Consider the following 14,582-nt stretch of genomic DNA (forward strand, 5'->3'; position numbering starts at 1 on the left):
CATCTGACATGAAATTCGCATTGATGAGCTTGCTGCTCAATACGCCCAACGCCCTGACAGGAGAATCGTTCACGACACAGGAGAAATTCCAGAACGTGCTGAAACAAGCTGTGTTGGCTGAGGAGCTGGGCTTCGACGCCTATGGCGTAGGTGAACGACATAGCGCACCATTCATCGCTTCATCCCCGCCGGTTATCCTTACTGCTATCGCCGCGAGAACCTCTCGTATCCGGCTGCTGACGACCGTGACGGTGCTTAGCGTACTTGACCCAGTGCGGGTGGCGGAGGATTATGCGACACTCGATCATCTTTCGGGCGGACGGATCGAGCTGATCATCGGCAAAGGCAACGACGCGAGCCATTATCCGCTCTTCGGCATTTCTGAGGAGGAACAGTGGGAATCACTTGCGGAACGGTATGCACTATTAAAAAGGCTGTGGAGCGAGGAAAATGTCAGCTGGCAGGGGCGCTATCGCACTCCGCTAGAGAATGTCACGACACAGCCGCGGCCGTTCCAGCAGCCGATTCCGATCTGGCACGGAAGCGCCTCAAGCACGCATTCGACGGAGCTGGCCGCTAAATATGGCGAGCCGTTGTTCTCCTCTAATACGATCCACCGCCAGTCCAAGTATACAGCCCTGATCGAGCATTACCGTGAGCGGTTGGCTTTTTACGGTCATGATCCCGCGAAGGCGGTCATTGGTTCAGGCGCGGGCGGCGCTATTTTTATAGCCAATACGACCGAAGAGGCGATCAAGAAATTCCGGCCTTATTATGATGCGTTCCACGGCAGACTGAAAGCTCCGCACGATCTGTCCCCCTTCCGGGATCTTGAAGACAATATCGAGAATGGTCCGATTCTGGTTGGTAGTGCCGAGCATGTGATTGAGAAAATCCTGCGCTATAACAAGGCGTTCGGTAACCAGGTGCTCAGTATCAGTGTGGACGGCCTGACAGAGTCGGAGCAGCGCGAGCAGGCGGCACGCTTCGCCGAAGAGGTTGCTCCTACCCTGCGGCGCGAGATCAAGAGCTCGGTATGGAATGATGTGAACCCAGCAGTGGAAACAGAAGCCGTGCAAGAGCCTGTTGTATAGGCGAGATATTGATGAAAGGCCTTTAGCAGAACGAGATAAATCATGGATAGAGAGGGTTTTCTGCACATTTTATAGAATTGTACTTTTATAAAATGTGTAGAAAGCAGGTCCTGAATTTGATTACTTTAGAAGCTGTTAGCGAACCACTGTCGTCAGAGAATATTGAAATTCAAACATCTATGATGAACTCTCAGCCGTCTTATAATCTTGTGGTTATAGGTAAAGCGTTATTAACATCTGAAGAGATATTGGAAGAGAATACGAATAATTTCGAATCTGGTGAAAAGATGTTTTACATCAGAAAGCATGATGAGAACATCGGGATAGTCACATACCTCCTGAGAAATCCACATGATAATCATACGTGGATTGGTTTACTGATAATACATAAGGATCATGAAGGCCATGGAATTGGAAGAGAAGCAGTGGAATTGATAGAGGGTAAATTGCGTCAGGAAAACGTAGACAAGGTAAGGCTCTGTGTTCAAAAGGAAAATGAAAGCGGGGCTCTATTCTGGGGCAAGAATGAATTTATTATCGTTAATAGCAGCACGGACCACCGTGGTAATTCAATAGATATATATGAAAAGAAACTCTAAAGATAAATGGATAGCCCCATTGAGCAGCCGGATTTGGAATGTCCGGACAAAGCCATGGGGCTATTTTTCTCTTTTATAGTATTTGCTCGAATTCAGCAAGCGGGCGTAACAGATTCTGCTTCACGATGCGGGCAGCAGCGTCTGAATCATGTTCTTCCAAAGCCTGAATAATTTGCTCATGTTCTTCAGCTGCGGCCAGCGTTTGGCCTAGAGGCTGCTTCAGGAAAAAGTATTTAAAGCGGCGAATATGAATTTGCAAGGAAGAACAGAAGGAAACAATGTAAGGGTTATCGCCAATCTCCATGATTAAGTTATGGAATTCTTCATCATATTCCAGTGCCTGATATAGATCTTTATCCTTGATACTCTGTGTGAACAAACGATTCAGCTCACGCAGCTGTTGGATTTGTTCAGGCTCGATCCGCTGGGCAGCCGTTTCGACAGCCAGGGCATGCAGTACCCCAAGGGGAGCGTATAGCTTACTGATATGATCTTTATCAATAGTGGTTACGCGTGTATCTTTGCCCGGAAACATCTGAACGAGCCCTTGAGCCTCAAGCAATTGCAGTGCTTCCCGGACGGGTGTTCTGCTCACACCAATTGCCGCGGCGAGTGCAGCGTCGTTAAGCTTCTCATCCGGCTGCAGTGTACCTTCTATAATCCACTTCTTCAACTGGGATAATGCCAGGTCTTTGGCCGTGGAGCGGGTTGGTTTTGGATAATCGGAAGGAATAGGCATCATATTTCATCCTCTTTGTTGTAATGACAGATGTATGCCAAGCAGCATCTCTGTCGGTTGGTTTTTAATATATCGCATACTGCTAGCGAAATCAATTCAAGGATAGCTCTAGCGCTGAGCAACTCCCCTAGGCTATTTTTACTATTGAAATGATAAATTTAAAAAAGAGACGTTATTCAATAGCGAATCTTCCATCTCATTAAGATAGCGGATTTCCTCCTCTGTTAATTGATCTTTGTCTAAATGTACTGAATGATATGTGAAGGAATAGAGATGTCTGTAATCAATGAAATACGCAATTTCTTTAAAGAAGGGTGTATTGGGGTTCGCACGGGTATATCCACTCATAAATGAGCTAAAGAAGTTTTTAGCGAATCCATCTCTTTCAGATTTTGGAACCGTGAGAGCTGCATGATAGATAACAATGGCGATATCGTAAGCAAACCAATGGTATTCACTATCGCCAAAATCGATAAGAGTGAGTTCAGGTCCTGTCTTTAATAAATTTCCATGATGCAGGTCACCGTGAATCAGTCCGAAGGAGTCACTCGAGATAGGTAGCGCATGCAACTCTTTTATGTACTGTTTCCATTTTTGAATAAGCTCAGGGTTGAGAGGAAGTGTCTCCACATTTAGTAGTAAATGGTTTTGATCCCAATGAGGACGAGCGTGAACGGCTGAATATCCTTTGGAAAAGAGGTGTACCCTGCCCAATAATTCGCCCCACTTTTCAAATAAAGCCTCCCCCCAAGCCTCTTGCTGCTCTGGTGCAATGTGGACACCGTTTATCTTTTCAAAAGCTACATAGTAGTACTCTTCATTAACGGGTTGAATGTATTCATTCCCTACAGTACGTAGAGGCCGAACGACATGGACCCCTTGCGTATGTAAGTATTCCAGCCACTCCAACTCCGATAACGTGTCCCTTTCGGAATGATTTGTTTTCTCCACTATTTTCACAATAAAAGGATCTTTCGCACCGGCCTCGAAGACATTGTCATTATATCCCCCAAGAAGCTTAACTTCTGCCGGGCTTATGCCTAGTTGAGAGATCATTTCACTTACGATTGTTTGATGGATCATGCACTCACTCCTTTACAGATTCTGTATTTCAAATATAATCCATTATATGTAATAAAAGCGAATCTGAGAGAATGACCCTCCGCATTGTTTTCTCCCCAATAATCACGCGACCGGACCAGGATTGTTTTCACCCTCATTTGGCAACAATGACTGGCAGGAGGGATGGGTAATATGCATGCTTATTGGGACATTTTATTTCGGGCCGCACTTTCGATTTTAGCGCTTTTACTGGTAGCCAAGCTGCTGGGGAAGCAGACAATCTCTAATATGACGTTTCACGATTTTGTGACTAGTATAACGCTGGGCTCCATTGCGGGAAATCTGGCGTTTAATGAATCGTTAAAAACATCCTATTTCATACTGGCGCTTATTGTAGTCACGGCTGTGTCATTTTTGCTATCCTACATAGCTTTGAAGAACCGTAAATTAAGAAACTGGATCTCTGGTTCTCCTACGGTACTGATCGAGAATGGGGAAATTCTTGAGCACAACATGAAGAAACTAAGGTACACACTCGATACTTTGGCTCAGGTATTACGCGGCATGGGGATTTTCAATATGGAAGAGGTGGCTTATGCGGTGTTGGAGGATAACGGGACAGTCTCAGTATTGAAGAAAGAGGAGTACCAATTCGTCACGAAAAAGGATATGAAGCTTCCTGTGAAGACACAGCATTTTCCGGTGGAGTTCGTCATGGATGGGGTCATCATGGAGAAGAACCTGGAGAGTCATGGGTTGACTACAGAATGGCTAGAAAAGCAAGTAAAGCGCAAGGGGAAGCAGCTGTCCGATGTGTTCTACGCCGTAAGAGGCACGCAGCATCAGCTCTTTTTTGATTTCTATGAGGACGGTATCCAAAAGCCGGTGGATAGGGAATAACGCACAATGGACGACCGGAAGAGCCCTCGCTCCACTTTAACATAGTAGTATTAATACCCGTATAAACAGGCAACTGTCAGCGGTGGATTCTACCTTGTATGATGTCTGTAGTTCGAATTAGAAAGGTGGAGAAAGCTTTGAAAAAAAGAACGCTTGGAAACAGCAAACTGGAGGTATCCGCTCTAGGTCTTGGTTGTATGGGCATGTCCGACTTCTATGCCGGGCGGGATGAAGCGGAATCCATCCGCACCATTCACCGGGCATTGGAGCTTGGCGTTACGCTGCTCGACACTGCAGATGTCTATGGTTTAGGCGAAAATGAAGAACTGCTCGGACGGGCTCTGAAGGGCCGCAGAGATGGGGTTATCTTAGCAACCAAGTTCGCCGCAGTAGTTGGCGAGAATGGTGCCGTTAGCGTCAACGGCCGCCCTGAATATGTAAAGGCTGCATGTGATGCCAGTCTGAAACGTCTCGGTGTCGATCATATAGATCTCTACTATCAACATCGCGTTGATCCGGATACACCAATTGAAGAAACTGTAGGCGCGATGGCCGATCTTGTCAAAGCAGGCAAGGTTCGTTATCTTGGTCTGTCGGAAGCCTCCCCCGAGCTTATTCGCCGTGGACATGCCGTGCATCCTATCACAGCATTGCAGACGGAATATTCGCTGTGGGATCGCGATGTCGAGGAGTCCATTCTGCCGACATGCCGCGAGCTAGGCATCGGCTTCGTGCCTTATAGCCCGCTCGGCCGCGGTTTCTTGACCGGACAGATCCAGCGCTATGAGGATCTCGAACCAGACGATTACCGTCGTACTTCTCCAAGATTCCAAGGCGAGAACTTCCAGAAGAATCTCGACCTTGTGACCAAAATTAAGGAGCTCGCAACTGAGAAGGACTGCAAGCCATCTCAGCTAGCCTTGGCTTGGCTACTTGCTCAGGGAGAGAATATCGTGCCGATTCCGGGTACAAAACGCACGGTTTATCTTGAAGAGAACCTTGGTGCGCTGGACGTCGAGCTGACACAAGATGACCTTGCCCAGATCGAAGCGATTGCTCCGCAAGGCATTGTCTTCGGTTCCCGCTACTAAGATTAGGTTCAAATAAAAAGGAGCTGTCTCATCGCATCTTTGTCTGCGGTGGGGCAGCTCCTTTTGCTGTTCACACAGAGCGCTGGCTTTATAGCTGGCGTTCTTAAGTTTGCGCTGGTCTGTTCAACTCCACGTTTTTTGCATTTGAAAAATCATTCGTATATACTACTACCATTCTTAACTTGAATATTACGTACTGAAAGGCTGGTGGGCTTTGAATGAATCATACAAAGCAGCGTCATCACGAGCTTGGGGACTTTCTCAAAACCCGCCGGGCAAAGATTTCCCCCGAGCAAGTAGGGCTGCCCGCAGGAATACGCCGTCGTACGCCGGGGCTGCGCCGTGAAGAGGTCGCTTCTCTGGCAGGAATCGGCGTAACCTGGTACACCTGGCTTGAACAGGGACGTCCGATTCAGGTGTCCATACAAATATTGGAGAGCTTGTCCAGAGTGCTGATGCTCAACCGTCAGGAGATTGTGCACCTGTATGCTCTTGCTCAACATGTTCCGCCTTCCTATTATCCCAGCCCTGAAGAGGTCAAGCCGATGCATCAGCATGTATTGGATAATCTAATGGAATCCCCGGCCATGATCGTGGACAATCGCTGGAATGTTATTGCCTGGAATCGGGCTGCGGCGCTTGTATTCTGCGATTTCAGCCGATTAGAGTGCAGCAAGCGCAACCTGATGCGAATCATGTTCACTGATAAACATTTTGCCGGACTGTTCCCTGATTGGGAGATCAGTGCCCAGACGATGCTGGGCAAGTTCCGGGCGGATTGCAGCCAATATATTGAAGATCCATGGATTACGCAATTTGTTGATGAGCTTAGATCGATAAGCAAGGAATTTGATCAATGGTGGCCTATGCACCGGATCGACAAAGACCGAGATATGTACAAATTGCTGAATCATCGCCTGGCAGGACAGCTTAATTTTGAGATTACAAGCTTTCTTATATCGGAAAATACAAACCTGAAGATGTATGTCAATACGCCGAAGAATGGTACGGATACAAGACAAAAGCTGAAGCAATTGCTGGAAGCAGACGTTAGTGAGCAAGTCCTTGTGCATCCATAAGTGTAACCCCGGCAATAGTGGTAAATAGATGAATATGTAAATAGCCAAGGCGCTCTCAGGGGTGCCCTGGCTATTTGTGCTTGGCGGGCCAAGCGTATGTTACATCCGATCCAAGCCATATAATGATAGGGCAGACTCCGCAAGTCTGTCCGCGCTGGAGAGTGCTGTGCTGGAAATGGTATACTTCTAATAGATACTGGAGTTTCTCACGGGAGGGCATGAAAGATGAGCGATGAGTTGTTGGAACAACTGGAAACATGGCATGAGGAAGATGAATTTCAAGAAATCGTAGATGCGATTATGGAAATTCCTGAAGAAGATCGGGATTATGAGTTAACCAGTCATTTGGGCAGAGCGTTGAACAATTTGGGTGAATACGAAGAGGCGCTTCAGCAGTTTGAGAAGATCAGTGAGGAAGGACTGGAGGATGCGCTCTGGCATTACCGGGTTGGAGTATCTCATTATTATCTCAAGCAATATGACGAAGCCCGGCAAGCTTTTGAAGCAGCCGATAAGCTGGACCCCGAAGATGAGGATACCTTGGAGTTCCTGGAATGGATTCGGGAAAAGACCGCGAAGAAGCAGGCCAAAACACCTGCGAAGAGTTCGTATAAGCCGGTTGATGCCTCGAATTTCTGGGATGACAGCGAGGCTGCCCTGCAAGAGTATGTATCTGAGCCGCCGACAGACGACCTGATCGATTCCGTGGAAGAACAATTGGTCTTCAAGCTGCCTCCATCCTATGTTGCTTTGATGAAATTACATAACGGCGGTATTCCTAATCATACGAGTTACCCCACAACAGAAGGGAAATTCATTACGATCGCTGGTATTCGTGGAATTGGACGGGACAAGCCTACTTCACTGTGTGGAGCTGCCGGCAGCCGGTTTGTAATTGAAACTGAGGGTTATCCGGAGATTGGCGTCGTCATTGGCGACAGTCTTGCTCCCACAGAAGGTGTGATTATGCTGGACTATCGTTCATCCGGCAATGTCGGCGAACCGGAAGTTGTCCATGTCAGCCAAGAGAAGGGTCATAAGATTACAGAGTTAGCGCCTAACTTCGAGACCTTTATCCGCGGACTGGTGAGCCAAGAGGCAGGCGTGACCGAGTAAGATAATTGTTCTAAAAAAACGAGCCGCTAGAGAAATTCTAGGGCTCGTTTCTTTTATATTATCAGGACATTAACCGGCTGCCCAGACATCCAATTCAATTTTTAGTTCAGGCAGACCTAAGCCTTGTATATATGCAACCGTCATGGACGGCGATGTAGGTCCGAATACAGCGTTCCATTTTTCATAGAAATGATCCCAATCGATCTCTTCAGTCGCCCAGATGTTTATTTTAATGACGTGATCTGGCGTCAGTTGTTGAGAAGACAAGATGGCGACGATATTGTTCATGGTATTGGTGACTTGCTCATTAAAATCGGCGGGAATATGATTGTCCTGATCGATGCCAATTTGGCCGGAGAAGACGTATAGCTCTGCATTTCGGTCTATTTTGGTGACATGACTGTAGTTTCCAACAGGCTTCGCGATCATTTCAGGGTTATATCGTTGAACTGGAATTTGTTTAAGATTCATTGTGTGCAGGTCTCCTTATAAATGGAAAATATATATTGGTTTACGATTATATATTTTCACCGTTTTTTTATAGAATGCTAGCGATTTAGACAGACGTATCCCGTCAATCTCGATTCTAGAAAAAAACAGCCGTAGAATACCCGATACCAGAGGCTAAGGATTTAATCGATCTCTTTTTCATCAGGTACTCCTCCTTCATGTTTATAAGTGACTTACCGTTCAATATTAACATAAGCGAATAAGAAGTACAAAAATGACAGCAGTTAGCGCGGTGCTGCTTGTTGAAAAACTTTACTGTGAGAATCATTATCAATATAATGTAGGGAAACCGCAGTAATGCGGCTGAGGGGATGATGCACTGCGATGAACTTGAATGAGCATATTATGCTGTGGAACCATACTTCGGTGAAAATAATGGATGTACGGTATATACTGCTGGAGCAGGGGGAAACGTCGGTGGAGTACTCTCTTCCGGCTAGTACTTTTGTGTATGTGGTTAGCGGCCGTGCAACAATTTGGCTGGATAATTCAATGTATAGCGTGAATCGGTTCCACGTCCTGCATGGAGGGAAAGGCTCGCGTCTTGACATCGCAGTTGAAGACCAGCTTGAGTATTATTTGGTATTATACAAAGCTGGACTGACATGGCCAGCGGCTCAGGAACAATCACGGCTGATGGGGCCAAACAAACCGTTTCAGCTTCAATATTCATTCGTACCGTTATATCCGCTCTCACTGCTCGGCCAGGTGGAGCTTATGTTTCAAGAGTGGATGAAGTCTGCGCCGTTGGAAAAGTTACATGCAAGAACGCTGTTCTATCAATTCGTATACGAACTGTTAAGCCAGATGCAGCAGCAGGGTATTGAACCTATGCGGCCTGATCTGGTGGCACAGGCACTCCGATTCATGAATGACCGCTATATGGAGCCTATAACACTTGAGGTGATGGCGGACCTGTTAGATTGCAGTACGAGATATTTGACTAAGCTGTTCAAAAGCAGAATGAAGGAAAGCCCGATTCGCCTTCTCACACAAATTCGTATGAACAAGGCCGCGCAGCTATTAATAGATTCAGAAGGTACCTTGCAAGAGATTGCTCAGCGTGTAGGCTACCCTGATGCACATTCACTGAGCCGCAGCTTCAAGAAGCATTATGGTGTGGCGCCTGCATTGTTCAGAACGAAGGGACGCATTGAACATTTAGTTCCCAAATTGCCCTTTAATGCTTCCCGATCTGCCATTGTGCCTGGCATTCCGATTCGATATATTGATAATGAATGTGAGAATAATTATCAATTGTATGGAAAAGGGGATATACATATGTACAAACAATACAAATCAGCCTCTATGGCAACAGCAACATTGCTGTTATGTATGATGTTGTTGCTTAGTGCCTGTTCAAGTGGTAGTACGAGTACAGGAAACAGCGCTTCTGGCACAGGAGGTACTGCAGTATCAGGTCAGAGTTCTAATGATGCATCTCCAGCACAGTCGTCTCAAGCGGCTTTAACCAAAAACTATACGGACAGTCAAGGAACTGTGGTCATTCCGGCGAATCCACAGCGAATAGTAGATCTGACGGGTAGTTTTACCGGTAATTTACTTGCACTAGGCGTCAAACCGGTGGGGGCACAAAGTGATGCTCTAAAGAATCCGTTCCTGAAAGGCTTGGTGGATGGAGTAGAAGCTGTTGGTGACACATTCTCGCCAGAGAAAATCTTAAGCCTGCAGCCTGATCTTATTATTGTAGTCGCTGCTGATGTGATGGAGCCAACCTACAAAGAGTTGGACAAAATCGCCCCGGTCGTTCGTATAGAATATGGAAAGTATTCTTATAAAGATCTGATGCTCGAATACGGGAAGCTTGCAGGCAAGGAGCAGGCCGCAGAGGACTGGGTCAAAGAGTGGGACCGGAAAATCAATGAATATAAACCGCAAATACAGGAGGTCGTAGGTGACAGAACAGTTTCCATCCTCCAGCCGTATGCGAAGGGAATTTATGCATTTGGCGATTTTTATGCCAGGGGCGGTGAAATTCTGTACGGAGAGCTTGGCTTGAAGGCCCCTAAGATTATTCAGGAGGAGGTCCTGGACAAACACGAAGGATTTGCTGACTTATCTTTGGAGCAGCTGCCGGAATACGCTGGTGATTATATCTTTACGAGCAACTGGGGATGGGACGATGGTGACCCGGATGTGGTGTATGGTAGTCCCTTATGGAAGAGCCTTCCTGCTGTAAAAGAGAACCGGGTGTTTTTTATGAATGCCAAAGGTTCTTATTATAATGATGCTGTATCTATGGAAGCTCATCTGGACTTTATTATTAAGAGCTTCCTTGGAAAATAATATCTGCACTTCTTACGCTTGAATAAGGGCGCCCCATGGGGCGCCCTTATTCTTCGTAGGACCAGATATAGCTGCTGTCGCTTTTACTCCTACGAGAGTCAGGAGTCATTTATACTTTAACTGTGTTGATAGCCATGTCTTCTGTGTACTCAGTGACTGGATTACCACCAGGGCCTTCGAATTTGCGGCCCCAGCCGGTCAGAACAGAAAAGATGAGAACAACGAACAGACATAATGGATAAAAGGAGGTCAAGAATAAGGAGACCGGATTGATTTCCGGTATAAAGCTGTATTCGGTTCTTAAGGAGCCAATAATTGAAGTTACAATAAAGATAAAGGCGCTTAGGAAGGGGATAACTGCTGCAATGGTCATGGAGAAGCAATCCACAAGAACAGCACGCCGGAATGGATGGAGATTTTTACGTTTTCCAATCTCATCTGCAACTGGACCAAAGGTAAGGATCGAAGCACTCGTCACCCCGCCTACCAGAGCTGTAGCAATGATTGTGCCTCCCGCTATGGCCAACTCTGCACCCTGTACGCTTTTAGCCATACGGCTTTTGCAAATATAGCTAGCGATCCTGTCCATGGTTGAGCTCGCTATGAGTATACCCATTATTCCGAAGAGCGAGAGAACGAACAGTACCGTGCTGACCATATTGTTAAAACCTTCAAACAGGAACCCTTTCACAGCACCGTCCTTTAAGGAGAAGACATCTGTCCACGTAAATACTCCGGAAATCAAACCAACGACTATACCTACTGCGATCCCAACCGGAATAGCTTTGAATATATCTCTTGTCTTCACTGCCACAATAAGCAAAGCAACTACCGGAATCAACATAATAAGGCCTTTAGGAGTCGCATTCCCCAGTGTAGCTACACCGGTCGCGATTACCTTGTGGCTGGAGCCGAATACATAGAAGAAGATGCAAGCAAGAATACTTCCGGCTAAAGCAAATTTGAACCGGGTGGTCACCACGCCGGCGATTTCCGCCGTTCCTTCCTTACGGGTATAGGCTTGTGTAGAAGCTGAGGCTACAGTGGTATCTGAGATTGGCGCAATGTTATCCCCGAATATAGCACCGGATAAAATAGCGCTGGCCAATACTACTGGATCAGCTCCCAGCAATATTCCGGAGGCGAAGAATACAGGAAAAGCTGTGAACAGTGTTCCGATCGATGTTCCTGTCGAAGCAGAAATGATACATACCGAGATAAAAGTGAATAAGGTGAACGCACCACCGTGCAAACCTAACATATTAGCAAGCCATGCAAACCCTTCAGCCACACCACTCTTAGCCATCAGCTTGGAGAACATCCCGATCACAAGCAGAACGGTCGCAATCGTAATGGCCATTGGGCTACCGATGCCTTTTAGGATAACAGCGTTCCAGTACTTTTTATAATCTTTGGAAGATGCTCCGCCGATGATGATGGAAAGAAACGCGCACATGGCTAGTCCCGTCATATCGAAAACCTTAAATACGGTAAAGAACAGGATACAGAATACCAGGAAAAGCGCTATTGGAATGAATGCCATTGACTTTCCGCCTCTGAATTCTAAAGTAGTGTTATCCATGAGCCGCTACCCCCTTGTCGATGTCCAATTGAATTAATGCTTGTTTTATACGTTCCAGTGCCGCGTAGAGGACATTATCGTCTTTATAGCAGCCATGAACGATACGAATGTATCCTTCGCCCCCTACACCGTATGGTGTACCTTCATTAACTACAACGTTGGCATGATCAATTAGATATTTGCTAATTTCGGCGGAAGTCCCTAATTTTGAAATATTCACCCAAGAGAGAAATCCGCTCTCCGGCATGGCCATAGACACGCCTGGAATGGAATTCATGATTTCATAGACAGCTTTCCGTCTACGGTCAAAGATAGCATTGTATTCTTTCACAAAGCTGCGGTCCTTCATTGCCGCTATGGCTCCTATTTGTGCAGAAGTATTCGTCGCTCCGATTACATTCACAGTACAGCCGTACAATACGTCGATAATTTTGTCATCTGCAACCAGATAGCCTACTCTGAAGCCGCTTAGTCCCATCCCTTTAGAAATTGAAAATACGCTGATCGTTCGCTCCCACATTCCAGGCAATGTTGCTATTGAGACAAACTCAATGTCATCATAGATTGCATCCTCGAATGCCTGGTCTACAACCAGCACCAAATCATGCTCAATGACAAACTTGGCAATTTTCTCAAGGCTGTCGCGTCTTAATACAGTACTTGTAGGATTGTTCGGGTTCGTCAGAAGAACCATTTTTGTTTGCGGAGAAACTCTTTTCTCGAATTCCTCAATCTCAATTTGGTAGTTATTCTCTTCTTTTAGGGGGACGGGAACTGCAATGCCTCCCAGCAGCTTTGGATTAAGGAAATTACTTGGATAGCTGGGAGCAGGAATAAGTACTTCGTCACCCTCTCCGATGAAGGGCATCATCGCAAACATTAAACCGGAGTCTGAACCCGGTGTAATTAGAATATTCCGGTCTGGATCGACACTCATATGGTTATCTTCCTGTAATTTGACGGCTATCGCCTGTTTAAGGTCGCTATTACCGATGGGCATTGTGTAATGGGTAGCCATTCCTTTATCAATGGAATCTATGACAGATTGTTTTACATTCTGCGGAATCACAAGGTCAGGGAAAAAGGGGTCCGCCCAACACATTAGATCAACGCCTCTTTTCATCAGATCCGATACGGCATTTCCTACATCTGCCTTGTGCACACTGGCAAATAGTCCCCCTTGTAAGTCTTTGAAACCCTCACGCATGTTATTTTTGATATCCATCTTACGCTCCCACCCATCGATTTGTAATTTCATGTAACATTACATGACTCAATCTGTTTTATGTGTCATGTTTCGTTTCATGTGTTGTTAGTCAAAATCATAACCACTTGATAAAAAAATGTCAACATGATAAATTATTATTATCATAAAATTTAAGCTATTTTTAGGAGGTGCCATTTTGGCAGCAAATACACCGATTGAGGTACTAGAAGGAATTAATAGATTATTTCCGACAGGTGACCTGGACAAGCTACTGACGTTGTATGATCCTGAAGCTGTATTTGTGGCCCAGCCAGGTGTTGTCGTAAAGGGATGGAATGCTGTCCGTGAAGGACTTAGTCAAATGATAGAACTCAATCTTGAGTTTGAGCTGACGCCTAAGAAGGTGCTGGAATTTGAAGATACGGCACTTGTCATTTCGAAGTGGACTATGAAGGACCCATTAAGCGGTGAGGTCCGGGTTCAAGGTCAGTCCTCTGATGTCGTTCGCCGTCAGCCGGATGGTACGTGGGTATTAATTATTGATAATCCTCATGGTTTGGAATGGGCATTGCAGGCATAAAGCTGGCCCCTCCCATGGAGGGACATTGGATAAAGGAGAGGTTTTTTTGTCACCCGATGAAATTATTAACTCATATAAACCTATGGTGGAGTTTATCGCGAGTATTTGCGGGAAGAATTGTGAGGTTATTTTACATGATCTTCGTCAACTCGAAAGCTCTATTGTAGCCATTAGCAACAATCATATTACTGAAAGACAGGTTGGAGGAACGATAACCGATTTTGCTCTTCAGATTATTCATGACAAGGAATATGAAACCAAGGCGTTTATTGCCAACTACCCCGGAAAAGTTACAGGTAAAGATCAAATGCTGCGTTCGTCCACCTTCTTTATCAAGGATGAGGATAAGAATGTGATTGCTATGTTATGTGTAAATGTCGATACTACGGCGCTGAAGCAAGCCCAAATGCTAATCAAGGATCTATTAATGGAACCGGAAGAGCAAGAAGATCCTGCCGGGCCGGGAAAAGAATTGTTCACGAACTCCATGGAAGAATTGCTACATAATTTTATTACGGAAGCAATTCATAAATACAAACTGGAGGTCTCCCGTTTGATGATTGATGAGAAGAAAGAAATCGTAAAGGATCTTAATGATAAAGGAGTCTTTCTATTAAAGGGAGCTGTCTCCGAGGTGGCCCAACGACTCGAAACTTCAGATCAGACGATCTATCGCTATCTCAAAGAACTCTAATTGACTCTAACTACTAAAGGAG

The 14,582-nt window shown here is 45.8% G+C and carries 14 protein-coding genes; 9 read left to right on the top strand and 5 right to left on the bottom strand.

Going from position 1 to position 14,582, the window contains the following annotated elements:
* Positions 1 to 8 precede the first annotated feature (8 nt).
* Positions 9 to 1,094, top strand: coding sequence for an LLM class flavin-dependent oxidoreductase (locus ACFVU8_RS17860; protein ID WP_387428979.1), 1,086 nt, complete (start codon positions 9 to 11; stop codon positions 1,092 to 1,094).
* A gap of 116 nt (positions 1,095 to 1,210) precedes the next feature.
* Positions 1,211 to 1,693, top strand: coding sequence for a GNAT family N-acetyltransferase (locus ACFVU8_RS17865; protein ID WP_387428981.1), 483 nt, complete (start codon positions 1,211 to 1,213; stop codon positions 1,691 to 1,693).
* Positions 1,694 to 1,766: 73 nt separating this feature from the next.
* On the opposite strand, the gene ACFVU8_RS17870 is transcribed toward ACFVU8_RS17865, so the two are convergent.
* Positions 1,767 to 2,435: a GntR family transcriptional regulator gene (locus ACFVU8_RS17870; protein ID WP_387428984.1), complete on the bottom strand. Its 669-nt coding sequence runs from the start codon at positions 2,433 to 2,435 to the stop codon at positions 1,767 to 1,769.
* Positions 2,436 to 2,573: 138 nt separating this feature from the next.
* Positions 2,574 to 3,515, bottom strand: coding sequence for a phosphotransferase enzyme family protein (locus ACFVU8_RS17875; RefSeq protein WP_387428986.1), 942 nt, complete (start codon positions 3,513 to 3,515; stop codon positions 2,574 to 2,576).
* Between the two features lie 171 nt (positions 3,516 to 3,686).
* Here ACFVU8_RS17875 and ACFVU8_RS17880 point away from each other — a divergent pair, with 171 nt between their 5' ends.
* The 4 genes from ACFVU8_RS17880 (at position 3,687) to ACFVU8_RS17895 (ending at position 7,680) form a co-directional block, all read left to right on the top strand.
* Positions 3,687 to 4,394, top strand: coding sequence for a DUF421 domain-containing protein (locus tag ACFVU8_RS17880; RefSeq protein ID WP_387428989.1), 708 nt, complete (start codon positions 3,687 to 3,689; stop codon positions 4,392 to 4,394).
* Between the two features lie 137 nt (positions 4,395 to 4,531).
* Positions 4,532 to 5,485, top strand: a complete 954-nt coding sequence (locus ACFVU8_RS17885) for an aldo/keto reductase (protein WP_217622483.1) — start codon at positions 4,532 to 4,534, stop codon at positions 5,483 to 5,485.
* Between the two features lie 218 nt (positions 5,486 to 5,703).
* On the top strand, positions 5,704 to 6,564 hold the full coding sequence (locus tag ACFVU8_RS17890; RefSeq protein WP_387428991.1) for a helix-turn-helix transcriptional regulator: 861 nt from the start codon (positions 5,704 to 5,706) through the stop codon (positions 6,562 to 6,564).
* A 225-nt stretch (positions 6,565 to 6,789) separates the two neighbouring features.
* Complete coding sequence (locus tag ACFVU8_RS17895; protein ID WP_387428994.1) at positions 6,790 to 7,680, top strand: SMI1/KNR4 family protein; 891 nt, start codon at positions 6,790 to 6,792, stop codon at positions 7,678 to 7,680.
* Positions 7,681 to 7,749: 69 nt separating this feature from the next.
* Here the strand turns inward: ACFVU8_RS17895 and ACFVU8_RS17900 are convergent, their stop codons facing one another.
* The gene (locus ACFVU8_RS17900; protein ID WP_175373435.1) at positions 7,750 to 8,151 is read right to left on the bottom strand and encodes a RidA family protein; all 402 of its coding nucleotides are present in this window, start codon (positions 8,149 to 8,151) and stop codon (positions 7,750 to 7,752) included.
* A 363-nt stretch (positions 8,152 to 8,514) separates the two neighbouring features.
* Between ACFVU8_RS17900 and ACFVU8_RS17905 the strand changes: the two genes are divergently transcribed.
* Positions 8,515 to 10,497 (top strand): ABC transporter substrate-binding protein, encoded by a 1,983-nt coding sequence (locus ACFVU8_RS17905; protein ID WP_379466620.1) that lies wholly within the window; start codon positions 8,515 to 8,517, stop codon positions 10,495 to 10,497.
* A 109-nt stretch (positions 10,498 to 10,606) separates the two neighbouring features.
* Here ACFVU8_RS17905 and ACFVU8_RS17910 read toward each other — a convergent pair whose 3' ends face one another.
* Together ACFVU8_RS17910 and ACFVU8_RS17915 are read right to left on the bottom strand one after the other, a co-directional pair.
* Positions 10,607 to 12,079 (bottom strand): Na+/H+ antiporter NhaC family protein, encoded by a 1,473-nt coding sequence (locus tag ACFVU8_RS17910; protein WP_387428996.1) that lies wholly within the window; start codon positions 12,077 to 12,079, stop codon positions 10,607 to 10,609.
* Complete coding sequence (locus ACFVU8_RS17915; protein WP_379466618.1) at positions 12,072 to 13,304, bottom strand: pyridoxal phosphate-dependent aminotransferase; 1,233 nt, start codon at positions 13,302 to 13,304, stop codon at positions 12,072 to 12,074. The genes ACFVU8_RS17910 and ACFVU8_RS17915 overlap by 8 nt, the downstream gene beginning before the upstream one ends.
* A gap of 178 nt (positions 13,305 to 13,482) precedes the next feature.
* On the opposite strand from ACFVU8_RS17915, the gene ACFVU8_RS17920 reads away from it, so the two are divergent.
* Both ACFVU8_RS17920 and ACFVU8_RS17925 read left to right on the top strand, forming a co-directional pair.
* Positions 13,483 to 13,866, top strand: a complete 384-nt coding sequence (locus tag ACFVU8_RS17920) for a YybH family protein (RefSeq protein ID WP_379466617.1) — start codon at positions 13,483 to 13,485, stop codon at positions 13,864 to 13,866.
* A 46-nt stretch (positions 13,867 to 13,912) separates the two neighbouring features.
* Positions 13,913 to 14,560, top strand: coding sequence for a helix-turn-helix transcriptional regulator (locus ACFVU8_RS17925; protein ID WP_066378122.1), 648 nt, complete (start codon positions 13,913 to 13,915; stop codon positions 14,558 to 14,560).
* Positions 14,561 to 14,582: the final 22 nt, after the last annotated feature.

Origin of the sequence: Paenibacillus sp. NPDC058177 (assembly GCF_042883835.1) — a bacterium.
GTDB classification, from domain to species: domain Bacteria; phylum Bacillota; class Bacilli; order Paenibacillales; family Paenibacillaceae; genus Paenibacillus_AQ; species Paenibacillus_AQ agri.

Coding starts and splice junctions, on each gene's coding strand:
- ACFVU8_RS17860 (WP_387428979.1), top strand. CDS start 9: ATGAAATTCGCATTGATGAGCTTGCTGCTCAATACGCCCAACGCCCTG.
- ACFVU8_RS17870 (WP_387428984.1), bottom strand. CDS start 2,435: ATGATGCCTATTCCTTCCGATTATCCAAAACCAACCCGCTCCACGGCC.
- ACFVU8_RS17875 (WP_387428986.1), bottom strand. CDS start 3,515: ATGATCCATCAAACAATCGTAAGTGAAATGATCTCTCAACTAGGCATA.
- ACFVU8_RS17880 (WP_387428989.1), top strand. CDS start 3,687: ATGCATGCTTATTGGGACATTTTATTTCGGGCCGCACTTTCGATTTTA.
- ACFVU8_RS17890 (WP_387428991.1), top strand. CDS start 5,704: ATGAATCATACAAAGCAGCGTCATCACGAGCTTGGGGACTTTCTCAAA.
- ACFVU8_RS17895 (WP_387428994.1), top strand. CDS start 6,790: ATGAGCGATGAGTTGTTGGAACAACTGGAAACATGGCATGAGGAAGAT.
- ACFVU8_RS17900 (WP_175373435.1), bottom strand. CDS start 8,151: ATGAATCTTAAACAAATTCCAGTTCAACGATATAACCCTGAAATGATC.
- ACFVU8_RS17905 (WP_379466620.1), top strand. CDS start 8,515: ATGAACTTGAATGAGCATATTATGCTGTGGAACCATACTTCGGTGAAA.
- ACFVU8_RS17910 (WP_387428996.1), bottom strand. CDS start 12,079: ATGGATAACACTACTTTAGAATTCAGAGGCGGAAAGTCAATGGCATTC.
- ACFVU8_RS17915 (WP_379466618.1), bottom strand. CDS start 13,304: ATGGATATCAAAAATAACATGCGTGAGGGTTTCAAAGACTTACAAGGG.